Raw genomic sequence first — 26773 nt, forward strand, 5'->3', positions numbered from 1 at the left:
TAAATTCCTCTCAACTTCAGAACTCGACTTTGGCGACGACGCGGAAGGAGCGGCCCAGCACGTCGTACCGGCTGCGGTTGGTCTGCGGATAAGCGGGCACGTTGTTGCCATCCGGCCCGTTGCCGACGAGCACTGGATCCTTGTTCAACACGTTGTTGACGACGAAGGTGAAGTGCCCGGTTCCGCTCATCGCCGGGAACTTGAAATCGACAGATGCGTCGAAGTAGGTCGCACCGTTGATGTGGTTGTCATTGATCGTGCGAAATTGCGGCGTGCTCGCTGGGCAGTTAGCGTCGCACGAGATCCAGTCGTTGCCATACACGCCATCCGTGAAGCCACGGGCGACCAGGTTGAAGGTCATCGGATCGACTTCGTAGAACGCGCTGATGCGATAGACCCAATCGGGCGACGCATATGTGGTGTTCGTCAGCACGCCTGCGTAATCGACCGGGAAGCTGATACCGTCGTCCAGCACGTTCTTGATGTAGTGCGTCGCTTGTCCGTGCAGGCGCAGGTTACCCGGACCCACAGGCATGCTGTAGCTTGCCTCGATATCGATACCGCTGGTTTTCTGCGTAGCGAAGTTGATCGGCGTCAGGTCGATGGTGCTGAGGGCGCCGCTTACGAACTTGATGTTGGGGCAATACGAGGCGACGCCCTGATCATAGCACAAGTCCACCGTCTGCTGCGCGGTTATCGATCCGATCGCGTCCTTGATGCGGATCTTGTAGTAATCGACCGAGAGGCTGAAGCCGGGCAGGAAGGTGGGCGTTACGACACCGCCTACTGTCCAGCTGTCCGCCGCTTCGGGCTTCAGATCGGGATTGCCGAACGCGTTCTGCACGAACTGCAGCGATCCGGTAGCCGGCGCATTCGCGCCGGTAGGGATGATGACCGAATTGGTGCGCGCGGTGCCGGCGGCGAACAGCTCTTCTAGGTTGGGCGCGCGGATGTCGTGGCTGATGTTGCCGCGCAGCCGCACGTCATCGATGACTTGCCAGCTGGCACCCACCTTCCAGGTGCCGACCCAGCCCGAGGTTGAATAGTGCGTGCCGCGCGCCGCGCCGTTGACGTTCATGCCGTCGATGATCGGCACGTCGACTTCCAAGAAGCCCTCGTACACGTCGTACTTGCCCTGATTCACGCGAAAGTTGCCGTAAAGCCAGCCTGAGTTGTGGATCGGATCGACATCGCCGCTGATCTGCTCACGCCGCCACTCGACGCCCGTGGCGAAGGCGACTTCACCGGCGGGCAGGGCGAAAGCCTTGCCCGAGATCGTGGCGGCGGCGACATCCTGCTTGATGGTCTGATGCCGCAACGGCTGGAAGCCGTCGTAATAGATGTAGTTCAGTGCCTCCTGCGACGGGCCCTCCAGACCCAGACGGTCGATGGGCATGCAACCGTTCCCCGGGCTGGTGAGGGTCGAGCGGCATACGACGCTGCCGCCGGGACCGGCCACGGCATCCTGGGCAAGCGCCATGCGCGCGTTGTTCCAGGTGTTGGTCAGCTCCTCGCGGGCCTTGGTCACGCCCTTCTGGTAGTAGGCGTCCCAGGCGAACGACTTGTCGAACAGATTGAGGTTGCCCTTGGCGCCACCGACCAGGCGATAGACCTTGCGCTTGATGTCGCTGCCCGGGATCGGGAAGCCAGCGTTCGAGGTTCCGATGGTGATCGAAGGCAGCCCGCGCGCCGCGAGCTGCGCGGCGACCTGCGGATACTGGCTCTGCAGGTAGGCGTTATCGGACCGGATCACGACACCGGTGCTAGGCGTCTGTTGATATGAGCTCGCGCTTTCCGAGCGGTTGAACGAGAACTGGCCGAAGATCTCGATGTCCGGCGTCAGGTCGAAGCCCAGACGCTGGAAAATGCTCAAGCGCTCGTCCAGCGGGATCAGGGTGTTGGTGCTGACATGCCCGGCGAGCGTAGTCTGATAGTCGCCGCCGATCATCCAGGGATTGGAGATGGTACCAAAGTTCAGTTGCGAGGTCTGGCCGGCATTCTGGAAGTACGTGCCACGCAACGGCCCCGCAGTGATCAGGCCGCCCGCGGTGTAGCCCGAGGGTCCGATGCCGCTGCCGACCAGGCGCTGCGGCGCGCCGTTGGTGCCGTTGTAGGCCGGGTTGTTGATCTGGAAATAGCCGCTGTCGTTCCAGTCGCGATCGATGCCTTCCTCGCGGTTCTGGTGGAACCACGACACGCTGGTGAGCGAGTGCAGCCGGTCGTCCAGCAGCGATAGTCCGGCGGTGCCGGCGATGCGGTAGTTGAAGCCGTCGCCGTAGGTGGTGAGGCCGGCGTCGGTCGAAAGCTTCACGCCCTTGTAGCCGGTGTCGAGGATGAAGTTCACGACTCCGCCCACCGCGTCCGAGCCGTAGGCCGCGGAAGCGCCGCCGGTGACCACTTCGACACGCTTCACGAGATCCTGCGGGATGGTGTTGATGTCGACCGTGCCGCCAACGGTCGAGGGCACGGAGCGTTGCCCGTCGATCAGCACCAGCGTGCGGCCGACGCCCAGTCCACGCAGGCCGATCGAGTTGATGCCCGCACCTGCGTTCGACAGGCCGCCCGAATTCGAGGCCGAGGTCCCGCTGCCGGCGATCGCGGGGAGCTGGTTGACGAAGTCCGAGATGTTGGCCGGCGCCTGTGCGGCGATGTCGGCTTCGCCCAGGACGGCTACCGGCGTGGGGGCGCTGTAGCCGTCGCGCACGATGCGCGATCCGGTAACGACCAGATCAGCCATCGGCTCGTCCGCCATGCTCTTGTCGTCACTCGCCGGAGCCGCGGTGTCCTGCGCGAATGCCGAATGGCCGGCGAGCAGGCATGCAGCCGAGGCAAGCAGGATGAGGCGATGACGGGCAGACACCTTTGCAAGGCGGGCACCCGCGGCGGGACTTTCTTGAACGGCGTCGTGCATCGCTTCAATTCCTCCGGCTGAACCCCAGTGCCGCAGGCGTCCTGTCCCTGATTGGATGGTGAGTGGTCAGCCGCTCACGCCGCCGGAGGCCGTGTTATCGGCCTTCGCGTTGATCGAGTGGAGAACTGACCGCCATTGTCCCTGCGACATGCGAAGGAACCACCCGTCCGATAAGCCCGCTGATTGTGCCCCGCGGTGCAGCTACCGAACGCTTACGATCTTAACCGCAAGTGACTGGGCGATCTCACGTAATATGGCGCTAAATTGCCTTCGCTATGATGCATTATCCTGTCGTTGATCCGCCACACGCAGGAATCTCAATCTCGCAGTATTACCGGGGCTTGATCCGTCCAAATGGCCTCACCGTGATTCGCATTCTCCTAAGTAGACGGCTTAGGATCTTGAACGTTCAATGGTCTGATCCAAGACCCGCGCGCGAAATCTACATAAAGCGTCGGGATAGTGCTGAAATCCATAAGGGCGGTGGCAATTATTTCGGATATGAGAGGGGATGCTGCGGACACTTGTCTGTACCCTAGTGACAATGCGAACCAGCCGATCGGCGGATCGCGATCATCGGGCAAAAAGGGGTTCATCCATCATGTCGCCATTCGGTCGTATCGGATTCTTGCTTACCGCCGCATCCGCGTATGCGATCGCTTCAGGCTCCCAGGCATCTGCCGCGCCCTCGCGGGTGGCAGCATCGGCGGATGGTGCGTTGCTGTCGGCGGAAACCGATGCGGACACAGGTAAGGTTTTCCTTGTCCTGCCGCCCGCCGACACAGATGGCGTGTCAGGTCGCTATCTCTTTACTCAGGCGATGAAGACGGGGCTCGGCTCTGCCGCCATCCGCATCGATCGCGGCATGCAGGGCGATACCAAGGTGCTGGCTTTCCGCCGGATGGGCGGAAAAGTCGCGGCCGTCTTCGAGAACCCGCGCTATCGCGCCACCGGCGATGCCGGCGTGCGCAAGGGGGCGACGGCAAGCTTTCCCTTCAGTACCGTCGCCATGCTCGACATCGTCGGTCCGGCTTCGCCGAACGGGCCGATAAAGGTCGACTTCACGCCGCTGTTGCTGAGCGATGCGATGAACCTGGGCGCCGCGTTCGGAGAAGGGGACAAGGGTTACAGACTGGCGGAGAAGCTCAGCGCGGTCGATGTGGGCTCGGTCAAGGTGTTCCCCCGCAACGTCGAGATGGAGGCGGTACAGACCTTCACCGCCAACAAGGCCGGCAAGGAACTCGACATCATCGCACCGGAAGGGCGCAACGTCAGTTTCACCGTCCACTCCTCGTTGGTCGCACTGCCCGAACCGGGCTTCGTGCCGCGCCGGTTCGACATCCGTTCGGGCAGCCATGCGACCCAGTCCTACGATTTCGGCACCCCGCTCGGCACGCCGATGCTGGTCGAATATGCCAATCACTTCCGGCTCGAGAAGACCGACCCCAGCGCCGCGCGTTCGACGGTCAAGAAACCGATCGTCTTCTACATCGACAGCGCCGCGCCCGAACCGATCCGATCCGCGCTGGCCACAGGTGTGCAGTGGTGGGCCGATGCCTTCGACGCCGCCGGCTTCATCGATGCGTTTCGCGCCGAAATCCTGCCGCCCGGTGTCGATCCGCAGGACGTGCGCTATAACGTGGTGAACTGGACCGATCGCCAGAACCGCAGCTGGTCCTATGGCGGCGGCGTGATCGATCCGCGCACGGGCGAGATCATCAAGGGCAACGTCGTGCTGGGCGCGCTGCGGGTGCGGCAGGACATCACGATCTTCGAAGGGTTGGTCGGCACCGCGCAGAACAATTCGGGCGGTCCGAACGATCCGGTCCGCGTCGCGCTCACCCGCATCAGTCAACTGGGCGCGCACGAGGTCGGCCATGCGATCGGGTTCGTGCACAATTTCAAGGCGAGCCTGCAGGATCGCGCATCGGTGATGGACTATCCCGGTCCAAAGGTCGGGATCGTCGACGGCCGGCTGGACCTGGGTGACGCCTATGCCGGCGGCATCGGCAAATGGGACAAGTTCACCGTCGACTGGCTCTATGGCCAGCCCGCGCCGGGCGTCGATCCGGATGCCGCGGCCGCCGCCAAGGTCGACGCGGTCCAGAAGGCGGGCCTGATCTATGGCACCGATATCGATGGACGCGCGGCCGACCTGGCCGTGCCCGGGGTCAATATGTGGACCGAAGGGCAGGACACGCCCGAGGATCTTGCCCATACCATGCAAGTGCGGCGGATCGCGCTGGATGGGTTCGGTCCGAAGGTTCTGCTGGCGGGCGAGCCGCTGGCGAACCTGCGGCGCAAGTTCGTGCCGATCTGGCTGTTCCACCGCTATTCGGTGGACGCGACCGGCAAGCTGGTGGGCGGCGTCCGCTATGACTACGCAATCGCCGGCGATGGTCGCCCGGCGCCGTCCCCGGTTCCTGCCGCCGAGCAGACCGCCGCGCTCTATGCGATGGTGGCGACCCTGTCCGAAACGCAGCTGACCGTGCCGGCCACTCTGACGCTGATACTGTCGAGCGGCACCAGCGCGCGTACCGATCCCGAGGCGGAGCCCGAGGTTCTGCTCGGTGCCGGCGCGGCGGTATTCGATCCGCTGGTAGCCGCGCAAGTCGGGGCGCAAGTGACGCTGAACAGTCTGCTGGCACCCACGCGCCTGACGCGATTGCAGATCCAGCATGCCTACGATCCCGCCCAACCCGGCGTCACGACGTTGCTGGAACGGCTAGGCCCGGTAATCGCCGCGAGGCAGGGCGCGGTGGGGCGGCGGATCGCGCAAACCACGCTGCTTGCCATTGCCTCGGCGCAGCGCGACCCGACCACGCCGGCGGATGTCGCGGCGATCCTGGGCGGTTATCTGCAGGAAACCGCGCGCGGCTTTGCCAAGGCCAGGGGCGGCAGCGAAGATGCCTTGTGGCAGATCGCCACCGCCGCGACGCTCTCTGATCCCGACCGCCTGGGGGCAGAGATCGACAAGCAGCGGCGGCCCAAGCCCGAAATCCCGGCGGGCATGCCCATCGGCGGCGAGACGGGCTGGTTCGACACGCCGCTGAATTGATGCGCTCCGCGCGCGTTCCGCTTTCGAAATCGTCAACAATCGGCCAGAATGATCGAAGATTGAAAAACGGAGCGAGCGCCAAGATGGAACAATCGTCCGGCAAGAGCGGCTGGCTTGAAAGCGCGCGTCACAGAACGCCGCAGCATGATCTCGATGATACTGACCTGCGGCTGATGCAGGCTTTGGTGAGCGAGGGACGCGCGTCGGACGTCTTGCTGGGCGACAAGGTTCATCTGTCGAGCACGGCGGTGGCCAGGCGCCGCAAGATCCTGGAGGATAGCGGCTATATCAGCCAGTATTCGGCGCACCTCAACGTGCGCGCGCTGGGATACGGAACCCTGGTCATCGTCTCGATCGAGCTCGTGTCGCAAGCCGAGGCGGTCCTGCAGGACTTCGAAAGAGCGGTTCTGCAAAGTCCATCCATGCGTTTTTGCGCCTTCGTGAGTGGGGATACCGACTTTCTGATGATCCTCAACGTCAGGTCTCTTGAAGACTACGACATTATCTATCGTAAAGAACTGTCGGTTCTCCCGCACGTCGCAAAAATTCGCAGCAGTTTCGTTCTACGCGAAGTTGCCAATCGCCATATTGCCCCGGTCGTACTGGAAAAACCCTAAACGGTGACGACATCCATGGTCCGTACAAGCCGCCCGCGCCACGTGGGCGGGGCGAGCGAGTTCACTCGGATGACTGGGAGGCGCTTCGCCAACTGCGACGATCCATGTCCGGCGGTCTTCTTTCGTAGCCGCCGCAGCCGCTGCCATCTGCTTGCTTTGTGTGAATACGTGCTGGCAGCGCAGGCTACCTGCTCCAAGGCGTCAGACTGAGATGAAGCCGAAGACGCAGCGCCGATTCACGACGAAGCCGGCGCCAGTTCTCGATCCGCTTCTGTCGCCGTGGAAGCGAATAGCGGCGGCGGCGGCGTTCGGGATTGGCGGTGGCGGTTGCGCGTACTGGGGGATTCACGACATCATCGTTTTCGTGCATGCCCTGTATAGCGGCGCGCCGATTATCGAGACGCAGAGCGCCATGCCGGGCTTGCCCTTGATGGGGTTCGGGCTCTTTGCGATCGGTGCGTCCTTTCTCCTGCCTGCTGCATCCACGACCAGATTTCGCCTCGTTCAGGAACGCGCGGCCGTCGCCATCCTCCTGTCACTGTTAGTTGGTGCAGTTCTCAGTCTTGCCGGCAGTCTCATCGTAAACGCCATGATGGATGGCTTCGATTATCGCAGTTGCGAGGTCAGGCACGGGCGTCGCATGACGTTCGTCACCTGGGCGACCCGAAACGCGGAATGTCCGCAGGTAGATGCCGATCGTTGATCGGGTGGCAATTGGTTTCGCTTCAGGCGCACCGAAGCCGAGACTGCCGGCGGCGGTGTGGAACAAACAATGATCATGGATGTTCAATCCAGGTTCGACCGGCAGGCCGACTTACGGCAAAGTTCATGCGCAAACTGATGTTGGTTGTCGCCGCCTGTGGGGTTTCGTCGACCGCACACGCCGCAGCAGCGTCACGACGCTGACTGCCCCTCCGGCGATCGCCATTTCCTGGATCAGCGTCGCGCATGCCCAAAAGTTTGTGCCGGTCGAACCACCGACACCCCGCTCCAACCTGGCCGACAATGCTCGCATCGCGCCGATACTGGCCGCGTCGTCGACCGCGACCATCCGATCGATGACGCCAGGCAGAAAGCTCGCCTCGACACGGGGGCAGCCTATCCCTTCGACGTGCGAGCAGCACCCCTCGGGCAGAGTCGTGACGCGCGGATCGGCATGGTGGCGGTGAAAGACCGAGTGTAGCGGATCGGCGACGCAAAGCAGCGACACCGAGCTTACGCGCCTGACGGCAAGGCAGATGCCATATAACCGGCGCCCCACTTGAGCTACCAGGAGGCGCATCACGGTAGCGCGTCCCGACGTCCTATCCCGCTCCCGGGCTCTTCCCAATTCACCGTCCTCTTCGATAAAAGCTGGACCCTTCTCGCCGTTTATGGACATCGGACAAGGGTCCTACTTGAGCAAAGAATGCCTTGATACTGCCAGCAAAACTGCACGTGCATCTGCAACCGCAGCACCGACTGGGACGAGCGAAGCGAGATGATGAGTGAAGCGATGGACCTCGCGAACTCAGGGACCGCAAGCCCTGATCAAGGCCGCAACTCGAAGCTGCCAAAAGGCCCTCAGATTGATCGCAGCCGTGGTCTTTAAGGCGAACACCCGCGAACACCGAACAGCAAAAAGCCCGGAAAAATCCGGGCTCCTTGTTTGCTCAAGAGTACCTTTTGCTCAAGAGTACCTGCGAGCAGGTAAATGGTGCCCAGAAGAGGACTCGAACCTCCACGCCCTTGCGAGCGCCAGCACCTGAAGCTGGTGCGTCTACCAATTCCGCCATCTGGGCACGGTAGCAACGCCTGAACGCTGCCGGGTAGGAGGGCGCCAATATGGTGTGATCGGTGGCTTGTCAACGCCGATCGGCAGTTCGAGACGCGTCTTTGGACATTGCGCGGTTTTGCCTCTGCCGAAGCGTTGAAGGTAAGCCGGATGGTTGCCCGGGGATCGGGCATGTGCCAAGGGCCAGGGCTGCCGCGAAGTGCGCACGAAGTGGCGCAACCAAACGGTTTCAGAAGGACTTATTCAGGCATGAGCGTGAACGCGAAGGACTCCCTCAACGGCAAGGTCGTCACGGTTCTGGGCGGCACGGGCTTCTTTGGCCGCCACCTGGCGCAGGAGCTGCTTTCGCGCGGAGCACGGCTGCGGCTCGCCAGTCGCACCCCGGGCAAGGCCTGGCGCGTGCGTCCTTTGGGTAATCTGGGGCAGATGCAGTTCGTCGCCGTCGACGTGACGCGCCCGGCTGCCCTGGCTGCAGCGCTTGCCGGATCGGACGCGGTGGTGAACCTCGTCGGCGCCTTCACCGGCAACCTCGATGCGCTGCAGGGCCGTGGGGCAGGCCGCATCGCCGCTGTCGCCAAAGAGGTTGGCGTCGAGAGCTTCGTCCATATCTCCGCCATCGGCGCGGACGCCGGGTCCGACGTGCCCTATGCCCGCACCAAAGGCGAAGGCGAAGCGGCGGTTCTTGCCGCGTTTCCAACGGCGACGATCGTGCGCCCTTCGATCCTGTTTGGTGATGACGACAATTTCCTGATGATGTTCGCCAAGCTCATCAGCCAGTTCCCGGCACTTCCCGTGTTCGGTGCCCAGGCGAAATTGCAGCCGCTGTACGTCGACGATGCGGCCGGGGCCGTTGCCAACGCGCTGTTCTCGACCGACGCAAGTGGCCGTACGTACGAGATCGCCGGGCCCGAGATCCTGACCATGCTCGACATCAATCGTCGCATCGCCGATGCGCAATGTCGCAAGCGTACCTTCATCGAACTGCCCGATGCAGTGTGCGGCGCGATCGCATCGTTGCCGCTGGCGCCGATCTCGCGCGATCAATGGGCGCTGCTGAAGGGCGGCAATGTCGCCGACCCGGGTCAGCTCGGCATCGCCGATCTTGGCGTCTCACCACGACCTCTCGCGCTATACCTCGAACGCTGGATGGTCCGCTTCCGCAAGAACGGGCGTTTCAACGAAACCGAGTCAAGCGGCCCAATGCCGGCGCCGGGCCCCAAGTTCTAAAAGACGTATCGGCGGAGCGCCGCCCTGGGCGAACTGCGGGCGGCGGGCCTAGCGATCAGCTGTCGACTTCCGCATAATGGGCGGGCGGCTGGATCACTTCCATCCGCTCCGACAGCAGTGGCCGAAAGCTTGGCCGGCTCTTGATGACAAGATACCAGCCGCGCGCCGGTTCATGGCTCGACCAGTCGATCCCGCCAAGGTAATCGGCGACCGAGATCTGCGCCGCCGCCGCCAGATCGGCCAATGTCATCGTCGCACCGGCGAGCCAGGGGCGATTGTCGATCAGATAATCGATGTAGTCCAGCCAGTCGTGCGACAGCTTCATGGCTTCACGCAGCGCCTTGGCATCGGGTGACTGGCGCAGAAAGAGGCGCTTCTTCATGCGTTCGTGGAGCAATGGCCCCGACACGTCGCCGAAAAAATTCTCGTCGAACATGGCGACCAGCCGGCGCACTTCGGCGCGTTGCTGCGCGGTGCCGCTGATCAATTGGTTGTTTTCGACCGTCTCTTCGAGATATTCGCAGATCGCGCGGCTATCGGACAACGTTATGCCACGTTCGTCATCCTGCAGCACGGGCACGCGTCCGGCCGGATTCATCGTGAAGAAGCCATCGCGCCCTTCCCACGGGCGTTCGCTCTGAAGCTCGTAGGCGATGCCCTTCTCGCTCATGAGCAGCCTCACCTTGCGGCTGAAAGGGCAGAGCGGAAATTGATACAGGTGCCACATCCCACCCCGATGCCAAACCGGCCCGGCATCGTCCAGCGAGCCGGCACCCTGGCTCGACCCGACTGGTGGATAAGTCCCCGCGACGATTGGTACCGCAGTCGGCTCGGCGCGAGATACCGTCCATTGACGGTGGCGCACCAAGCGGACAAGACCAGCGCAACAATCCGGGAGAGAACACGATGCTGAAAAGCCTGCGCTTTGGCTGCAACGATCTGGCCAAGACCCGCGCCTTCTACGATGCCACCTTCGGCGCGCTCGGCGTCGGCCCGTGCGACACGCCGGCGGAATATCCCATGATCCTTTACAAGCTGCCCGGCGGCACGTCGTTCGTCTGCGGTTCGACGCGGGACGGGCAGCCGGCAACCCCCGCCAACGGCGGAACGGTGATCTTCGAGGCGGCGAGCGACGAGGCTGTCACGGCCTGGCACGCGGCCGGCCTTGCCCAGGGCGGCACCGACGAAGGCCAGCCGGAACCCAAGCCCCGCGCACGCGGCGCGTTCGGCGCGTACTTGCGCGATCCCGACGGCAACAAGATCGCGGCCTATCATGGGCTGGCAATGGGCTGAGATGGCTGACGCGGTCGAGGTCAGCGTCGGCGGCGGCCGCCGCGTCATCGTGCGCGACTGGGTGCCCGAGGTGCCCGTCGCGCTGGAGTTCAACGGTGTGGCCTATGCCGTGATGATGGCGACGCCGGCTGATCTAGAGGATTTTGCGACGGGCTTCGCGATCGGCGAGGGACTTCTTGGCAATTCCACCCGGGTGATCGACGTCGCCGTGGCCCAGGTCGACAATGGCTGGGTCGTGCGGACGGGTATCGAGGGGCTTGGCGCCGAGGCACTGGGCGAGCGGGTGCGGACGCGGGTCGCCGAATCGAGTTGCGGCCTGTGCGGCATCGAGAACCTGGAAGCGATCGCACGCCCCCTTCCCCCGGTCGCGGCGCACGATCAGATAGAGAGCGAAGCCATCTTCAAGGCGCTGGGTACGCTGAGAGAACGCCAGGCCTTGGGTCTGGCGACAGGGGCCGCGCACGCCGCCGCGCATGTGACGAGCGATGGCCTGCTGGCGAGCCTGCGCGAGGATGTCGGCAGGCACAATGCGCTCGACAAGCTCGTCGGCGCGCGGTTCCGCGCCGGCGCGGCGCTTGCCGACGGTTTCGTGCTGTCGACGGCGCGTTGCAGCTACGAGATCGTCGAAAAAGCGGTCCACGCGGGTGCCACAACGCTCGTCACGGTGTCGCTTCCCACGAGCATGGCGGTGGAGCGCGCCGAGGCCGCCGGCCTGAGCCTGTGGGCACTGGCGCGCAACGACAGCGTGCTTGCGGTCACCGGGCCTGCCTCACGCTGATCGCGCGCTCAGCGCGACAGCAGGAACACCGCATGTTCGGCGCGAAAGCTCGCCGCTGCAGGGCTGCAGCGCCGATCGCCGCGCAGGAACCACGCCTGCTCCACCTTGATGCCGCGCGCCTTCACCAGATCGCGAAAATCGCTGACGGTGGCGTGATGGATGTTGGGCGTCTCATACCAGGCGACCGGCAGCAACCGGGTGACGGGCATCTTGCCCGTCCACAGCAAGGTCGTGCGCACTTTCCAGTGCGCGAAGTTGGGAAAGCTCACGAAGGCGCGGCGACCGATCCGCAGCAGTTCTTCCAGCACCTTGTCGGGACGCATGGTGGTCTGCAGCGTCTGGCTAAGGATCGCATAGTCGACCGAGCCATCGGGATAGAAGGCCAGGTCCTTGTCCGCGTCACCCTGGATCACCGATAGCCCGCGCGCGACGCATTCGGCGACATTGGCGCCATCGATCTCCATGCCGCGGGCATCGCAATCGCTGCCGTCGCGCAAGGCGGCCAACAAGGCACCGTCGCCACAACCGACATCGAGCACTCGCGAGCCGCGCACGACATTCCGGGCGATGACCGCAAGATCGGGACGTAGCGTCATGAGACGACCGGATTGGACAACTGCGCGGCGAACTCGCCCGAAAGCCGCTCCATGTAGCGCTCGGGACGGATCGGGCTGTGAAAGCCGATACCTTCGTACACGCCATGCGCGTCGACCGTCACCAGCGCGAAACGCCGCACCGTGGCATAGTCCGGATGGTCGAGGAACCAGCTGACCAGCCTGCGTCCCAGACCCTGCCCGCGCACACTGGTGTCCACCCATACGTCCGCGATCCAGGCGAAGCTGGCCTTGTCGGAAATGGTGCGTGCGAAGCCCACCTGGCCAAGTTGGGGATGATAGGCGCCCAGACAGTGCGAGCCTGCATTCTGTTTGGCGACGCGGTCACGCACGATGCCGGGCGTCCAGTAGCTCGACGTCAGCCAGCCGTGCACCCGGTCCATATCGATAGCAGCCGGATCGTCATCGAGCGTAATCATCGCTGCTCTCTCAAAAAGCCTGTGACCACCCGGTCGAGCGCAGGAACATCGAGCAGGAAGGAGTCGTGACCATAAGCCGCGGACAGTTCCACGAAGCTGACCGGCAAGCCCGCAGCGTTCAGAGCATGGACCACCGTGCGCGACTCGGCGGTGGGATAGAGCCAATCGGTATCGAAGCTGACGAGGCAGAACCGCGCCTTGCTACCCGCGAACGCATTGGCGAGCAGGCCGCCGTGCTCCTCGGCCAGATCGAAATAATCCATCGCTCGGGTTATGTAGAGATAGGCGTTGGCATCGAACCGGTCGGAGAACGACAGCCCCTGATAGCGCAAATAGCTTTCGACCTGAAAATCGGCATCGAACCCGAAGGTCTTTTCCGCACGATCCTGCAGACGGCGACCGAACTTGTCGGTCAGCCCCGCCTCGGACAGATAGGTGATGTGCGCCGCCATGCGGGCGACGGACAGGCCTTTTTCGGGGCCTTTCCCGTACGAGTAGTAATCGCCCTCACGCCAGGCCGGATCGGCCATGATCGCCTGGCGCCCGACTTCGTGGAAGGCGATGTTCTGCGCCGAATGGCGCGCGGTCGAGGCGATGACGAGCACCGCCTTGGCCCGCTCGGCGAAGTTGGCCGCGAGGCTCAATGCCTGCATCCCGCCCATCGAGCCTCCGACCACGGCATGCAGCTGGTCAATCTTCAGGGCATCGAGCAGCGCGACGTGCGCCCTGACCATGTCGCGGATGGTGATGACGGGAAAGCGCATGCCCCACGGCTTGCCATCGCTGGCGATCGAGGCCGGGCCGGTCGTGCCCATGCAGCTGCCAAGCACGTTGGCGCACACGACGAAGAAGCGATCGGTGTCGATCGGCTTGCCGGGGCCGACCATCCGCACCCACCAGCCGGGTTTGCCGGTCTTGGGATGCGGGCTGGCGACATGATGGTCGCCGGTCAGCGCGTGGCAGATCAGGATCGCATTGTCGCGCGCGGCATTGAGCGTACCGTAGCTTTCGTACGCGATGCGCACGCCGTCCAGGCTCTGACCACCATCGAGCGCCAGAGGTTGTGGCAGCGTGAGCACCTGGCTCGCATCAAGGATCGGGGCGGTGGCCATGGACCGGTTCAATTGGGCGTGGGTCTGCGCGGTGTCAATCATAGGGTGTCCATCGCCGGTCCGCTTCGCTAAAGCCGCCACGTCATGAGCGAAATCCAGACCCGCGCCCGCGTTCCCCAGCCCAAGCCCTGGATCGAGGCGATCCATGCCTATGTGCCCGGCAAGTCCACTGGCGCCGACGGGCGTCCGCTGATCAAGCTTTCGGCGAACGAGAACCCGCTGGGCACGAGCCCGGCCGCGCTGGCGGCGCGCGATGGCGCGGTTGCACCGTCGCTCTATCCCGATCCCGACAGCAAGGCGTTGCGCAACCGGCTTGGTGAAACGCACGGCATCGATCCTGCGCGGATCGTCATGGGTACGGGGTCAGACGAATTGTTGAACCTTGCCGCGCAAGGATATGCCGGTCCGGGCGACGAGGTGATCTACGTGCGCTACGGCTTCTCGGTTTACGACATTGCGGCACGGCGCTGCGGGGCCACGCCGGTTGTAGCGCCTGACGCCGACTACGGCACCGATGTCGATGCGCTGTTGCGACTGGTGACAAAGCACACGCGCGTGGTCTTCGTCGCCAATCCCAACAATCCCACCGGATCCTATCTCCCGGCCGGCGAGATCAGACGGCTCCACAACGCCCTGCCCGCAGACGTTCTGCTGGTGATCGATCAGGCTTATGCCGAATACGTCGCAAGGGAAGATGACGACGGCGCTTTGGGTCTGGCCGAGCGGTACGACAACGTCCTCGTCACTCGTACGTTTTCGAAGGCGTATGGTCTCGCCGGCGAACGGATCGGTTGGGCCACGGGCGCTCCGGACATCGTCGCTACACTGAACCGCATCCGCGGGCCTTTCAACGTCGGCAGCACCGGACAGGCGATGGCGCTCGCAGCGCTCGACGATGCCGCATTCATAGAGCGCAGCCGAACCCACAACCAAGCCGAGCGCACACGCTTCGTCGCCGCGATCGAGGGGCTGGGCAATCATGGTTTGCGCCCGCTGCCCAGCGAAGCCAATTTCGTGCTGGTGCTGTTCGAAGGTGCCCTGAGCGCCGAGGCGGCGTTCGAAGGACTGGCATCGCGCGGATACATCGTGCGCTGGCTGCCCGGCCAAGGGCTGCCCCAGGCATTGCGTTTCACCATCGGAGAGGCGCACGACATGGACGCGATCGTGGCCGGCCTGCAGGAGATGGTGCAGCAATCGGCCCCGGCGTCGCGCTGATGTTCGCCCACGTCGCGATCATCGGCCTGGGCTTGCAAGGCGGCTCGATCGGCCTCGCCGTGCAGGCATACCTGCCGCAGACGATCACCACCGGTTACGACAGCGACCCCATGGCCCGCGTACGCGCGGCGGAACGCGGGCTGGTCCACGCCGTCCACGAGACCGGCGCCGAGGCGGTCGCCGGCGCCGATCTGGTGATCTTCTGCGTTCCGCTGGGCGCGATGGGCGCCGCTGCCGAGGAAGCACGCATCGGATTGGCGTCGGATGCGCTCATCAGCGACGTGGGATCGAGCAAGCAGGTCGTCGCCAAGGCCCTTCAGGAAGCATTGCCCGCTCACACCATCATCCCGGCCCATCCCGTCGCCGGGACCGAGAATTCCGGCCCGGATGCCGGCTTCGCACAGCTGTTTCGCAACCGCTGGTGCATCGTCACCCCGCCCGCGCAGACCAATCTGGTCATGCTGTCGCAACTGGTAGCGTTCTGGGAAGCGCTTGGCGCCAATGTCGAGATCATGGATCCCGACCATCACGATCTGGTCCTGGCCGTGACCAGCCACTTGCCGCACCTGATCGCCTACACCATCGTCGGCACCGCCTCCGACCTTGAGGAAGTCACACAGTCCGAGGTGATCAAGTATTCGGCGGGCGGCTTTCGCGACTTCACCCGGATCGCCGCTTCCGATCCGACGATGTGGCGCGACGTGTTCCTGTCCAATCGGGAAGCCGTCCTGACGATGCTGCAGCGCTTCACCGAAGATCTTACCGCATTGCAGCGCGCCATCCGCATCGGCGATGGCGAAGCGCTGTTCCAGCACTTTTCACGGACACGCGCGACCCGTCGCTCGATCATCGAGGAAGGCCAGGATGACTCGCGCCCCGATTTCGGCCGATCGGATCACGACGCGGAGCAATAACCGCTGGCACGCGTGGCCTTTCGCAACCGCACAATAAACTTGCCAGCGGCGGGAGCCGGGACGATCCTGACGCTTTGTGGCGCCACGTCCGCAAACATCACCAAGGCCGCTGTTCCATGAAGCTCTCGATCTCGGCAGAACTCGATTACGACATTCCCGACAATTGCGATCTCTTGCTGCAGCTCGAGGCGGCGATCATCCCCGAGCAGACGGTGATCGACGCGCATATCGATCTGCCCCCGTCCGAGCACTTCGCCCGCATTCCGGGTCATGACAGCATCGGCGATCGCATCTGGATGCGGATGCAAGGCCATCTCAAGGTGCGCTATACCGCCACGGTCGAAGTGCATCGCCTGACCGCCGACATCTCGCAGCTGGACGCGGTGCCGCCGCATCTGCTGCCGGGCGAGACGGTGGACTACATGCTGCCATCGCGCTTTTGCCCGTCCGACTCGTTCCAGGAGATCGTCGGCGAACAGTTCGGCCACCTTTCCGGCGGCGCCCGCGTGGCGGCCATGCGCGACTGGATCCAGGAAAACCTGACCTACGAGTCCGGCATCTCCGACGCCGCGACCGACGCGATGGACACCTACAACGCCCGCGCCGGCGTCTGTCGCGATTTCGCGCATCTGCTGGTCAGCATGACCAGAGCCAGCGCGATCCCGGCGCGCTTCGCCGCCGTCTATGGCCTGGGTGTCGAACCGCAGGACTTTCACGCCGTGGCCGAGGTGTTCCTCGACAACACCTGGTACATCGTCGACGCCACCGGCATGTCGACGGCCGAAGCCATGGCCAAGATCGGTGTCGGCCGCGACGCGGCGGACGTGTCGTTCCTCACCAGCTATGGCGCGGCCTATATCAACAGCCAGAAGATCCTCGTCAGCGAGGCCTGACCTGCTTCGACGGCTAGACCGCGTTCAGGGCGTTGATCGCGGCCAAGACCCGGGCTTCGAGTTCTTCGCGCGGCAACCCGGCAGGAATGGCCTCGCCAACCCGCACCGTGATCGTGCCGGCGCGCTTCCAGCGGCGATGATACAGCGGCCCACTGTTGACCGCGACCGGCACGACCGGAAGCTTCAACAACTTGTAGAGGCCGGCGAAACCGGCGCCGAGCGGCGCCTGGCGGCCATGCGGCACGCGGGTGCCCTCCGGAAAGATCATCAATACCCGTCCGCTGGCGATCAGTTTGCGAGCCTGGACCAGCATGACGCGCAACGCACTGGCGCCCTGATCGCGTTCGACACCGATCAGGCCATAGGCCGTCGCCGCCTTGCCCCATAGCGGGATACGTAGCAGTTCCGCCTTCGCGACGACCCCGGCGAAGGGGACGAGGAACGGCGCGTCGATCGCCTCGAAGAAGCTTTCGTGTTTCATCGCCATCAATGCGCCGCCGTGGGGCAGCGTGCCTTCGACCACCACCTTGATGCCCAGAAGATGACGCGCGCAGCGGCGATGGAAGCGGGCCCAGCTCGTGGCGAAGCGGCCCAGCCGGTGCGCCTCGATGTTCATCAAGGCCGCGCCTATCGCCGCGTAACCGATCGAGCCGGTGTAGAATACGGCGTAGAACAACAGGCTGCGCGCGACATCTTGGACGCGGGTCATGCGCGTAATCTCTGCCAGGCGTCGAACAAGGTACGTGCGATCAGTTTGTGATACTCCAGGAACAGGATCTGCAGCGAAGGATGGCTGGGTACGGCGTCTCGTAGCATGACGGTGCCCGGCGGCAGCTCGCGCCCGAGCTCGAAGGCGGCGCGGCGCATGTGCCAGTCGATGGTGACGAGACGGACCGAGCGCGCCTTGTTGGTGCGTAGCCATGTCGCCGCTTCGATCGCGTTGGAACGGGTGTCGTAGGCGCGATAGCCCAGCGTGATGCAGCAGCGCATCAGCTTGTCCGACACGTCATATTCGCTCTGGAACTCGCGTGGCAGCACTTCGGGATCGACACCCGAAACCAGCAGCCGCCGCGCCGATCCGTGCCGCAGAACCGTAAGCGCACGCGGTATGCGGCCCGGTCCGCCCGTCAAGACGATCACCGCATCGGTGCGGTCACGACCGGCGGGTTGCGGCAGCGTCACCGCGAACCACAGGAATCCCAGCAGCCAGATCAGCAGAACAAAGGCGGCAATACGGCGTAACATGGAATGCGCTATAGCATCTTGCGCAAGGCATGCATCACAGTCAGCCGGGCTGTCATCATCGCCAGGAGCGTCGCCAGAAGCGGAACCAGCGCCAGCAGCAGCCAATCGCTCCAGATCAAAGCGCCGCTGCTCACCATCCCGGCACCAAGTCCGGCGAAACGGCGGCCCAGCGCCAGGATGACGACCAGCGCCAGTACCAGGCCCACCGCGCCGCCCACTGCGGCGTCGAGACCGATCGCCCTTTGGAACACCCTGGCGATCTGGCCGTCGGTTCCGCCCAGCAAGTGGACGATCTCGATGGTATCGCGATTGGTTCCGAGCGCCGATCGCGCCGCCAGCAGCACCGCCGCCGCGAGTGCCATCGCCAGTAGTGCCACCAGGGCGATCGCAAGCCACTGCAACGACACGATCGCGTCGAACACCGGCTTTAGCCAGCTGGCTTGCGCATCGACACGAGCGGACGGCGCGACATGCTGCAACACGCGCTGGATCTGCGCGACCCGCTCTTTCGAAGCGGCACGCTGCAGTCGCACATCGATCAGCGCCGGGACGGGAATGCCGGCGCCGGTTGCTGTCTCGACTCCGGCGCCGAGCCAGGGCGCGACGAGAGCATCAAGCTCCTGCTGCGGGACAAGACGCATGCTGGCTACGCCCGGCACCGATTTGAGCGCATCCAGGGCCCGCGCCGCCTCGCTCTCGCGGATGTCAGCGCGCGGCTCTACCAGCTGCACGGTCAATCCGCCTTCGATCTCGGCGGTGGCGGCTGTCACGGTGTTGCCCAGAGCCAGCCCGGTCGCGAGCGCGATGACGGTCAATGCGACCATGATCGCGATGACCCACGGCATCGGGCCCGCCATCCGCCCTTGCGGGATCAACTCCGCCCGGCTCCCGGCGAACAGCCTTCGCCCGCGCCCCTTGCGGCGGCGTGCACGTCTGGTCGAGGAGGCCGTCATCCAGGGCGCCGCGGGGGATAGCGCAGCGCTCCGGTCGGATCGGACAAGCGTCCGCGATCGAGCCGCATGATCAGCGCACTGGGGACTTTGCCCAGCAAGTGCGCGTCGTGGGTGGCGACCACCACGGTCGTGCCCTGGCGGTTGAGCAGTTCGAACAGGCGCAGCAGCTTGATCGCCATATCGGGGTCGACGTTGCCGGTCGGCTCATCCGCCACCAGCATGTCGGGGCGGGCGATGACGGCCCGGGCGATGGCGATACGCTGCTGCTCGCCGCCCGAAAGCGTGGCGGGACGCGCGCCACGACGATCTGCGAGCCCGACCCAGTCGAGAATGTCGCCCACCGGACCGGCGATTTCGCGTTCGCCGAAGCCGGCCACGCGCAGCGGCAGTGCCACGTTGTCGAAGGCCGAGAGGTGCGGGACGAGACGAAAATCCTGAAAAACCACCCCGATCCGCCGCCGAAGTTCGGGAAATCCACTGCGCGGCATGGTGATCGCGTCCTTGCCGAACATGCGGATCACCCCGCGGGAGGGCCGCTGCGCCAGATACAGCAACCGCAGCAGCGAGGTCTTGCCGGCGCCACTCGCCCCGGTGAGGAAGTAGAACGAGCCGGCATACAGCGTGAACGACAGATCGCTCAGCACCTCGCGATCGTGATCGTAGCGAAGGCCGACGTTGTCGAAATGAATGATTTCGCCTTCGGTGCTGCTCATCGCTTCATCATCGTTCAAGAGACGACCGCGCTAAGCGCGAAACCGCTGTCGAGGCAAGCCGAACCGAAGAGTTGCGCCATGGGACGAATGAATGTGGAAAAAAGCGCTGCCGGACCGATAACCGGTACGTCTCCGGCTTGTCGCACGCACGGCTCCCGTGCTTAGTGCGTTCACCATGATTATAGCCTGTCCCGCCTGTGCCACCCGCTATGCGGTCCCGGACAGTGCGATCGGCATTGAGGGCCGCACCGTCCGCTGCGCGAAATGTCGCCACAGCTGGTTCCAGGATGGACCGGTACTCGACATGGCCGATGGTATCGCAAGCCCTGCCGAGATCGCGACCGCCGAGGTGCCGGACCCCACCCCGGCGGTGGCTGCGACGGTGGCAGAGCCGGAGGTCGCCAGCTCGCCCCCTCCCGTCGCGCGACGGACCCAAACCGAACGCGCCGCCGTCGCTCGCGAGACGGTCGAGCCGGCAAGGCCATCGTATTACGACGATACCGGCGGCACGCAGTTCGCGGACGAGGGCCCTTCGCGCTTCGATTTCGCGCCCCCGTTCCGCCCACGGCGCAACTGGGCCAGGATCGGGATGATCTTCGCCATCGTGTTCGCGGTGGTGACTCTGGGTCTCGCGGCGGCGGTGGCCTGGGCCGGACTGCCCGATTGGGTTCCGGTGGCACGGCCGACTTTCGCGCAGGCGCAGCAGGACCTTTCGCTGGACTTCCCGCCCAAGCGACAGGATCGTCGCACCCTGCCCAACGGTACCGAATACTTCGGCGCCAGCGGAACCGTCAGCAACATCGGGCGTGAGACACGTTCGGTGCCCGTGATCCTGATCGTGCTGCGTGATGCGCGCGATCGCATCGTTTACAGCTGGGAAGTCGTGCCGCCCAAACGCCAGCTCGCGCCGGGCGAGACGATCACCATCAACGAGGCCGTCACCGACGTTCCCAAGAGCGCCAAATCCGCAGAGATCGGGTGGAAGCCGTCCTGAACGATCGCGGTTTCACGGGTCGATCGCGGTTCACCACCACCCCCCGCGATCATAGTTCGACAAACATTTGCCATCATCGCTTGCAGCCCCGGCATCCCTTTGCTAATGGCCCGCTCCTGCCAGGGACAGCGCGACGCGCCGTCCCGAAGATTTAGCGGTCGTGGCGGAATGGTAGACGCGCAACGTTGAGGTCGTTGTGGGCGAAAGCCCGTGGAAGTTCGAGTCTTCTCGACCGCACCAGGCAGAATGGCAGATTGAACCGGTCTTCGCCTTCGGGCTCCCGGTCGATCACATTGCCGTCGCCGATCCTGTTACCGGGTTGTCCCGATCGGCAGAGAGCCTGACCGTTCACGCGTCTGGCTCCGCACGACGGATAGCGAGCAGTTCCGCTGTTTCGCAAGCGCGAAGCCCCGTTCAGGGACCTATAATGACCAGCAGGCGTTTGTAAGTCTGCTGCCGCGGGCCGGTCTTTCACCAAGCCATGCCCGCGACGAATCCCCCGCCGCTTGGTGCGTTTGAGCAGCGCGAGCCTAGAACGAGCATGGAATGGACCTTCTCCCCTCTCATTTGAGGCAGCGCCTGCCGCTTCGGCCCCGCCGTCGCGGCATTGCTTCGGTCAATTGCGAGGTCAGGGATGGCATCGTTCCGGCGGCCGACCGCCTTGCCCAGACCACCGAAGTCGAAGATGGTCCACACACCGGATCGAATTATCGCACGGTGGCACTGATCATCGCCTGCGCCATGTTCATGGAGAACCTCGACGCGACGGTGCTGACGACCGCATTGCCGACGATGGCGCGCGATTTCGGCGTCCGGGCGCCCGAGATGAGCGTGGCGCTGACGTCCTACCTGCTGGCACTCGCGATGTTCATCCCGGCTTCCGGGGCCGCCGCGGACCGCTTTGGCGCCAAGAACGTCTTCAGGGCCGCGATCCTGTTGTTCGTCGCCGGCTCTCTGGCATGCGGACTGTCGCCCAGCCTCGAAACCATGACGGCGGCGCGCTTCGTCCAGGGCATCGGCGGCGCGATGATGATGCCGGTCGGACGGCTTGTGCTGCTACGCTCCGTCGCCAAGCGGGACATGGTCTCGGCGATGTCCTGGCTCATCATGCCGGCACTGATCGGCCCGATCGTCGGACCGCCGGTTGGCGGCTTCATCGTCACCTATCTCGACTGGCGGTGGATATTCTGGCTCAATCTGCCGATCGGCATCGTCGGCTTCGCCCTCGTCGGCCGCTTCATCGCCGACGTGCGCGAGACATCGCGCCATCCCTTCGATCGCATCGGCTTCGTGCTGGCGGCGATATCGCTGGGATGCCTGCTCGCCGGTTTCGAAATGACGAGCCGGACGGGCAGCGCAACGATCGCGGTCGCGCTGATGGGCACCGGCGTCGTCGCCGGCGGATTGTACCTGCGACATGCCCGGAGAGTGGATCATCCCATCCTCGACACATCGCTGATGGCGGTGCCGACATTTCGCCTGTCGGTCATCGGCGGCTCGCTGACGCGGATCACCCAGGGCGCGCAGCCGTTCCTGCTGCCGCTGATGATGCAGCTCGCGTTCGGTCTCTCTGCCGCGCAGAGCGGCGCGATGACGCTGGCGACGGCGATGGGCTCATTCGGGATGAAAGGGCTGGCTCCACGCCTGCTGCGGCGCTTCGGCTTTCGCTCCAGCCTTATCTGGATGGGACTGCTCGGCACCGCGGCTTATGCCACCTGCGGCCTGTTTCGCCCCGAGTGGCCGTTACCGGCGATCTTCGCGGTGATGCTGGCTTCCGGGTTCCTGATGTCCTTCCAGTTCACCGCCTATAACACCATCGCCTACGACGAGATCGGCAAGGAACGGATGAGCGCGGCGACGAGCTTCTATTCGACTTTCCAGCAGCTGATGCTGTCCTTAGGCATCTGCACCGCCGCGATCGCGCTTCATGCCTCTATGGCTTTGCAGAGCCATGCAAAGCCGGCGTTCGACGATTTCACGGCGGCGTTCTGGACGGTGACGTTCATCTCGTTGATGGCGATCTTCGTGAATGCGCGGTTCGACAGGAAAGCGGGTGCGGAGATCAGCGGGCACGCTTGATCGTGACAGTCACTTGCCCGTGATTGCGCGCCTGACTCTCTCCCACTCGACGAGCTTGAAGTTTTGCGTGGCGGGCGCGTTGTCGCCATCCTGCGCCACCATGATGCCATGCCGGAACCCGGGACCGAAATCACCGAGCGCGATCTCGATCCCGTCCGTCTCGGACGTCGCGCCGGCCGCTCCGGCGACGATCCGGAACCGGCCGAGGGGCGCAAGGTCCGCAAGCCGCCACACGGCGTAGGCGTTGTCGCCTTGGCTCGAACCGATCAGCCAGCCGCCGTTGCGTCCCTCCGGCGCCAGCGCCAGCCCCTCGGCATCGGCCACGAGGAACCGGCCGTCGACACGCGGGCCGGGAACCGGATCGGTCGCACCCGCCGGATCGGCGGCAAAGCGCCAGATGCCCACATCCTCTTCCGCGACATAAAGCATGCCAGTGCGGTCGTCGGCCACGCAGCCTTCGGATTGAGTGCCCAGCTTGAGCTGCCGCACCATCCGGGCCGAGGGCGTTGCGGCGGCATCAAGCAGAAACTGGTCGATGCGCCCGTCCTTCATGACGACGAAGGCGAACAGCGCCTTGTCGGCAGCGCGGCGCCACAGGCAGAAGCCATAGGCCTCTCCCGCGCCGGCCGCCACGCTGCCCAGCGGCAGCAGCTTGCGTGTCGCCGGATCGAGCCGGAACAAGGCGACGTGCGCTGCAGCTTCGTCGGCGCGGTCGCTTGCGGCCACCAGAATGCCGGGCTTTCCGGCGATGATGACCCGGTCACGCAAGTCCACGTTGTTGAGGCGGGCGGCGGGCGTGAAGTCCAGGTGCCGGCCATCAAGGTCGTAGAGGTGCAACCCTGCCCGCTTGTCGGTGGCGACGATCAGGCTGTCGGCAGGCCGTCGCGGATTGCGCCAGATGGCGGGATCGTCTGCCGCATCGTTCGTCGTCCCGACCGGCGTGGTCTCACCACTGGCGGCCACCGACGCGGTCGCCCCGGCCCATGTCGGCAATGCCGATGGGTCGGCTGCGCACCCTGTGAGCACCAGCAGCCCGGCTATGGCAAAAGCGCGCATCAGAAGTTGAACCGCACGCCGCCGGTGTAGCGCCGCCCGAAGGTTTCGCGTTCGACCGTGCGGGCACTTACGCCGGCGAAGCGGCGTCCGGGTCCGTTCAGCAGGTTGGAGAAGTCGGCATAGACCTCGACGTTGTCGGTGACCGCATAGCGCAGCGAGGCGTCGAGTTCATCGTCGCGCGCCCAGAAGAAGTCGCCGCCTTCCGATCCCTGGAACACGCCGTTGACCGTACCGAAGGCACCGATGGCGTCGATCCACTTGGTGCGGTTCTGATAGGAAACGCGCGCCGAGAAGCCATACTTTTCATAGAACAGGCTGGCATTCATCACCCACTTCGACGTGCCCGGGAACATGACCTTGCGCCCATCGGGGGTCTCGGCCTGGCTCTTGTTGTATGTCCCGTTGAGCAGCACGCCGAACCCGCCCATCCAGTCCGGCAGGCCGAGGTCGGCCTGGTAGCCTTCGAGCTGCTGCTGCAGGGCCGCCTCGAAGCCCCAGATATACCCGTCGCCACCGTTGGCGATGCCGGTGAAGGTGTACTGCGAGCGGTCCACACCATTGAGATTCAGCGAGTCCGAACCGAACGGTCGCGTCGTGTCGAACAGCGTATCCTTCACGTCCTTGTAGAAAGCGCCGATCGAGAAATAGCCTTGTGGCTGCATGTACCATTCGAAATACAGATCGACGCCCTTCGCCCTTTCCGGATCGGCATCGGGGTTACCGCCGGCGATGGTGAGGTTGGCATCGTTGATCGTCAGGTTCGGGCGAAGCTCGTCGTAGTCGGGCCGCGCTGCGCCGGTGTTGAACGACAGGCGGACCTTCTTGGTCTGGTCGAGATCCCAGTTGAAGTGGAGGCTGGGATAGACCAGCGTCTGATCGCGCGGGATGGTCAGCAGGCTCGATGTGTCGTTCACGGTCGCAAACGCGGTGCTCTTGTTCTTGATGTGCTCCACCCTGGCGCCACCGACGATCGAGCCCCAGTCCTGCTTGGTCTCGAACATGCCATAGCCCGACCATATTTCTTCACGCACATCGTAGAAGTTCGCCAGCACCGGCGCATAGACCGCACCGGCGGCGGCCGCCTGGTCGACGATGGCGATGGCCTGTCCCTTGCCGTGATACTGAAACTGATAGCCCAGCGGATATTCACCCTTGAACGCGGGATTGCTGGCCAGGGCGACCGCCGAGTAGTTGAGCGGCAGGTTGTAGGGATTGGCCGTCGCGCTGACGGTGATGTCGAGCGACCGCTCGTTCGATTCCTTCTTGCGGTTGTCGTACTGCGCACCGAACAGGAATTTGGTGTCGCCCAGCAGGTCGGTATCATAGCTGAAGTCGAGCTTGGCGGTGTAGGCGTCGGTGATGTCCTTGGCCTTGAGGCCGCGCACCCGGGCCAGGGTAGCGCCGAAATCCTCGATCTGATTGACCCGCGCGCCGCGACTGAGCACGCCCGTCGGGCTGCGCAGTGTGCGATACAGTTCGACCAGCGGATGTTGTTTGTCGGTCAGGTCGTAAGCGACCGTCAGGCGATTGGGCGCGCCCGCGCCGTTGTTGCCGAAACCCGAGCTGTCGTAGTTGAGCTGTGCGGGTGCGGAACGATCGTCCACGGATCGCGAGTAATTCCCCCGCCAGCGCACCTTCAGCTTACCGAAGTCGTGATCGCCGCCGATGGTATTGACGAACACCGACTGCAGGTACTCGCGGACCAGGACATTCGAATTGAGATCGATGCCATAGACCGTGCCCTTGTACGGGGTATTGCCCGAGCAGACATCCGCATACCCTGTCGTATTGGCGGCCAACCCGCTCGTCGCAGGGCACGCTGCCGTGCTCGTCGGCACGCGCGACTGCTGGTCGTCCATGTCGAAGATGTAGTTGTTGCGCAGTTCGTTGTCGGTGAACGCGGAGTATACGGTCGAGGCGAACAGGCGGTGATCGGGGCTCGGCTTCCACTCCAGCTTGGCCGAACCGGAGTAGTTCTTGCGCGTCAGGCGATAGAGCTTGTTCTCGGTTTCGCGGGCCCATACACGGTTCGCAAAGTCGGGACGGCGATCCTCGGGCACGACCTCCCAGTCGGTCTCGGCATTGTCGGTCACCATGTCGCGCTGGTAATAGCTGCCCGAAACCAGCACGCCGAATTCGCCCAGAGAAGTGTCGAAGCGATCCGAAAGCACCAGCTGGCCCTCGTATTCCTGCCGCTTGCCAAGCTCGACATAGCCGCCGCCCAGCTTGCCGGCGATGTGGAAGCCGCGATAGTCGAAGGCGGATCGGGTGATGACGTCGACGTTGCCCGAGATCGTCTCACCCGTCATGTTGGGGGTGACCGCCTTGCGCACGACGATCTGCGAAGCGATGGCGGACGGGATGGAATCGAAACGCGCGTCACGCCCTTCGGGGCTGATGATGTTGATCCCGTCGATCGACAGGGTCGTCCAGTTGATCTTGCCGCCACGCAAGTTGATGTAGCGCGCCTGGCCCTGATCGCGCTGCACGCCCACCCCCGGCAAGCGGCTGACCGCCTGGGCGACGTTCTGATCGGGCAGACGACCCACCGCATCGGCGGCGATCACGCTGACGAGCGCGGGCGATTCCTTCTGGATGCGCAGGGCCGAGGCGATCGATTCCGCGATCGGGCGCGAACCGTTGACGATGATATCGCCGTCCGGCGTCGGCGTCGAAGGATCGATGGTGGTGGTCGCCGCGCTCCCGGCGGCACTGGGCGTCTTCACCTCGGGCACCGGGTTCTGTGCGAACGCTGTCGGTGCACCCAGCACGGTGCATGCGGACGACGCGATCAACAGCGCGCGTGTCGACAGGAACGCGGCACGCGGCCGCGCAAGAACAGTGCTCATGAATTTTGCCCCCAGAACAGGAGAGCGCGTGCCCTCATGCGTGTGGGGCGCCGCTAGCT

The 26773-nt window shown here is 64.4% G+C and carries 23 protein-coding genes and 2 tRNA genes; 13 read left to right on the forward strand and 12 right to left on the reverse strand.

Annotation, left to right across the window (positions count from 1 at the left end; genetic code table 11):
* Positions 1-16 precede the first annotated feature (16 nt).
* Positions 17-2911: a TonB-dependent receptor plug domain-containing protein gene (locus tag ACXJ1Z_RS04240; protein WP_463779780.1), complete on the reverse strand. Its 2895-nt coding sequence runs from the start codon at positions 2909-2911 to the stop codon at positions 17-19.
* 601 nt (positions 2912-3512) lie between these two features.
* Here ACXJ1Z_RS04240 and ACXJ1Z_RS04245 point away from each other — a divergent pair.
* The 4 genes from ACXJ1Z_RS04245 to ACXJ1Z_RS04260 all read left to right on the forward strand — a co-directional run bounded on the left by ACXJ1Z_RS04245 (position 3513) and on the right by ACXJ1Z_RS04260 (position 7755).
* Entirely contained in the window at positions 3513-5969 is a 2457-nt protein-coding gene (locus ACXJ1Z_RS04245) for a zinc-dependent metalloprotease (RefSeq protein ID WP_463779782.1), read from the forward strand.
* Between the two features lie 83 nt (positions 5970-6052).
* Positions 6053-6586, forward strand: a complete 534-nt coding sequence (locus tag ACXJ1Z_RS04250) for an Lrp/AsnC family transcriptional regulator (RefSeq protein WP_463781165.1) — start codon at positions 6053-6055, stop codon at positions 6584-6586.
* A gap of 211 nt (positions 6587-6797) precedes the next feature.
* A complete protein-coding gene (locus ACXJ1Z_RS04255) occupies positions 6798-7289 on the forward strand; it encodes a hypothetical protein (protein ID WP_463779785.1) in 492 nt (163 codons plus the stop codon).
* Positions 7290-7368: 79 nt separating this feature from the next.
* Positions 7369-7755, forward strand: a complete 387-nt coding sequence (locus tag ACXJ1Z_RS04260; RefSeq protein ID WP_463779786.1) for a hypothetical protein — start codon at positions 7369-7371, stop codon at positions 7753-7755.
* Positions 7756-8280: 525 nt separating this feature from the next.
* Here ACXJ1Z_RS04260 and ACXJ1Z_RS04265 read toward each other — a convergent pair.
* Positions 8281-8367 (reverse strand) — tRNA-Leu (locus ACXJ1Z_RS04265).
* A 242-nt stretch (positions 8368-8609) separates the two neighbouring features.
* Between ACXJ1Z_RS04265 and ACXJ1Z_RS04270 the strand changes: the two genes are divergently transcribed.
* Positions 8610-9587: a complex I NDUFA9 subunit family protein gene (locus ACXJ1Z_RS04270; protein ID WP_463779789.1), complete on the forward strand. Its 978-nt coding sequence runs from the start codon at positions 8610-8612 to the stop codon at positions 9585-9587.
* A 55-nt stretch (positions 9588-9642) separates the two neighbouring features.
* Here the strand turns inward: ACXJ1Z_RS04270 and ACXJ1Z_RS04275 are convergent, their stop codons facing one another.
* The gene (locus tag ACXJ1Z_RS04275; protein WP_463779791.1) at positions 9643-10314 is read right to left on the reverse strand and encodes a glutathione S-transferase family protein; all 672 of its coding nucleotides are present in this window, start codon (positions 10312-10314) and stop codon (positions 9643-9645) included.
* 179 nt (positions 10315-10493) lie between these two features.
* Between ACXJ1Z_RS04275 and ACXJ1Z_RS04280 the strand changes: the two genes are divergently transcribed.
* Together ACXJ1Z_RS04280 and fdhD are read left to right on the forward strand one after the other, a co-directional pair.
* Complete coding sequence (locus ACXJ1Z_RS04280) at positions 10494-10880, forward strand: VOC family protein (protein WP_463779793.1); 387 nt, start codon at positions 10494-10496, stop codon at positions 10878-10880.
* Between the two features lies 1 nt (position 10881).
* A complete protein-coding gene (fdhD, locus tag ACXJ1Z_RS04285) occupies positions 10882-11658 on the forward strand; it encodes a formate dehydrogenase accessory sulfurtransferase FdhD (RefSeq protein WP_463779794.1) in 777 nt (258 codons plus the stop codon).
* 8 nt (positions 11659-11666) lie between these two features.
* Here the strand turns inward: fdhD and metW are convergent, their stop codons facing one another.
* Genes metW through metX form a run of 3 tightly spaced genes read right to left on the reverse strand, consistent with a single transcriptional unit; the run spans position 11667 to position 13803 of the window.
* Positions 11667-12254 (reverse strand): methionine biosynthesis protein MetW, encoded by a 588-nt coding sequence (gene metW / locus ACXJ1Z_RS04290; RefSeq protein ID WP_463779797.1) that lies wholly within the window; start codon positions 12252-12254, stop codon positions 11667-11669.
* Positions 12251-12691 carry a GNAT family N-acetyltransferase gene (locus ACXJ1Z_RS04295; protein WP_463779800.1) on the reverse strand — a complete coding sequence of 147 codons (441 nt, stop codon included), beginning with the start codon at positions 12689-12691 and terminating at the stop codon, positions 12251-12253. The genes metW and ACXJ1Z_RS04295 overlap by 4 nt, the downstream gene beginning before the upstream one ends.
* Positions 12688-13803 (reverse strand): homoserine O-acetyltransferase MetX, encoded by a 1116-nt coding sequence (gene metX, locus ACXJ1Z_RS04300; RefSeq protein WP_463779802.1) that lies wholly within the window; start codon positions 13801-13803, stop codon positions 12688-12690. Before metX ends, ACXJ1Z_RS04295 begins: the two co-directional genes overlap by 4 nt.
* Positions 13804-13887: 84 nt before the next feature.
* Between metX and hisC the strand changes: the two genes are divergently transcribed.
* From hisC to ACXJ1Z_RS04315, 3 genes are all read left to right on the forward strand, one after another.
* Positions 13888-15018 carry a histidinol-phosphate transaminase gene (gene hisC, locus ACXJ1Z_RS04305; protein WP_463779803.1) on the forward strand — a complete coding sequence of 377 codons (1131 nt, stop codon included), beginning with the start codon at positions 13888-13890 and terminating at the stop codon, positions 15016-15018.
* Complete coding sequence (locus ACXJ1Z_RS04310) at positions 15015-15932, forward strand: prephenate/arogenate dehydrogenase family protein (RefSeq protein ID WP_463781166.1); 918 nt, start codon at positions 15015-15017, stop codon at positions 15930-15932. The genes hisC and ACXJ1Z_RS04310 overlap by 4 nt, the downstream gene beginning before the upstream one ends.
* 116 nt (positions 15933-16048) lie before the next feature.
* Positions 16049-16825, forward strand: coding sequence for a transglutaminase-like domain-containing protein (locus tag ACXJ1Z_RS04315; RefSeq protein ID WP_463779805.1), 777 nt, complete (start codon positions 16049-16051; stop codon positions 16823-16825).
* Positions 16826-16838: 13 nt separating this feature from the next.
* Here the strand turns inward: ACXJ1Z_RS04315 and ACXJ1Z_RS04320 are convergent, their stop codons facing one another.
* Genes ACXJ1Z_RS04320 through ftsE form a run of 4 tightly spaced genes read right to left on the reverse strand, consistent with a single transcriptional unit; the run spans position 16839 to position 19736 of the window.
* A complete protein-coding gene (locus ACXJ1Z_RS04320) occupies positions 16839-17534 on the reverse strand; it encodes a lysophospholipid acyltransferase family protein (RefSeq protein ID WP_463779806.1) in 696 nt (231 codons plus the stop codon).
* Positions 17531-18070 carry a YdcF family protein gene (locus ACXJ1Z_RS04325; protein ID WP_463779809.1) on the reverse strand — a complete coding sequence of 180 codons (540 nt, stop codon included), beginning with the start codon at positions 18068-18070 and terminating at the stop codon, positions 17531-17533. The genes ACXJ1Z_RS04320 and ACXJ1Z_RS04325 overlap by 4 nt, the downstream gene beginning before the upstream one ends.
* Positions 18071-18078: 8 nt before the next feature.
* Positions 18079-19023: a cell division protein FtsX gene (locus ACXJ1Z_RS04330; RefSeq protein WP_463779810.1), complete on the reverse strand. Its 945-nt coding sequence runs from the start codon at positions 19021-19023 to the stop codon at positions 18079-18081.
* The gene (gene ftsE, locus ACXJ1Z_RS04335) at positions 19020-19736 is read right to left on the reverse strand and encodes a cell division ATP-binding protein FtsE (RefSeq protein ID WP_463779812.1); all 717 of its coding nucleotides are present in this window, start codon (positions 19734-19736) and stop codon (positions 19020-19022) included. Before ftsE ends, ACXJ1Z_RS04330 begins: the two co-directional genes overlap by 4 nt.
* A 175-nt stretch (positions 19737-19911) precedes the next feature.
* On the opposite strand from ftsE, the gene ACXJ1Z_RS04340 reads away from it, so the two are divergent.
* From ACXJ1Z_RS04340 to ACXJ1Z_RS04350, 3 genes are all read left to right on the forward strand, one after another.
* Entirely contained in the window at positions 19912-20730 is an 819-nt protein-coding gene (locus tag ACXJ1Z_RS04340; protein WP_463779814.1) for an MJ0042-type zinc finger domain-containing protein, read from the forward strand.
* Positions 20731-20884: 154 nt separating this feature from the next.
* Positions 20885-20970, forward strand: a tRNA-Leu gene (locus tag ACXJ1Z_RS04345).
* Positions 20971-21276: 306 nt separating this feature from the next.
* Positions 21277-22809 (forward strand): MFS transporter, encoded by a 1533-nt coding sequence (locus ACXJ1Z_RS04350; protein ID WP_463779817.1) that lies wholly within the window; start codon positions 21277-21279, stop codon positions 22807-22809.
* Positions 22810-22818: 9 nt separating this feature from the next.
* On the opposite strand, the gene ACXJ1Z_RS04355 is transcribed toward ACXJ1Z_RS04350, so the two are convergent.
* Both ACXJ1Z_RS04355 and ACXJ1Z_RS04360 read right to left on the reverse strand, forming a co-directional pair.
* On the reverse strand, positions 22819-23865 hold the full coding sequence (locus ACXJ1Z_RS04355; protein ID WP_463779818.1) for a phytase: 1047 nt from the start codon (positions 23863-23865) through the stop codon (positions 22819-22821).
* The gene (locus ACXJ1Z_RS04360; protein ID WP_463779819.1) at positions 23865-26714 is read right to left on the reverse strand and encodes a TonB-dependent receptor; all 2850 of its coding nucleotides are present in this window, start codon (positions 26712-26714) and stop codon (positions 23865-23867) included. The genes ACXJ1Z_RS04355 and ACXJ1Z_RS04360 overlap by 1 nt, the downstream gene beginning before the upstream one ends.
* Positions 26715-26773 lie beyond the last annotated feature (59 nt).

Source organism: Novosphingobium sp. TK46, assembly GCF_055361525.1.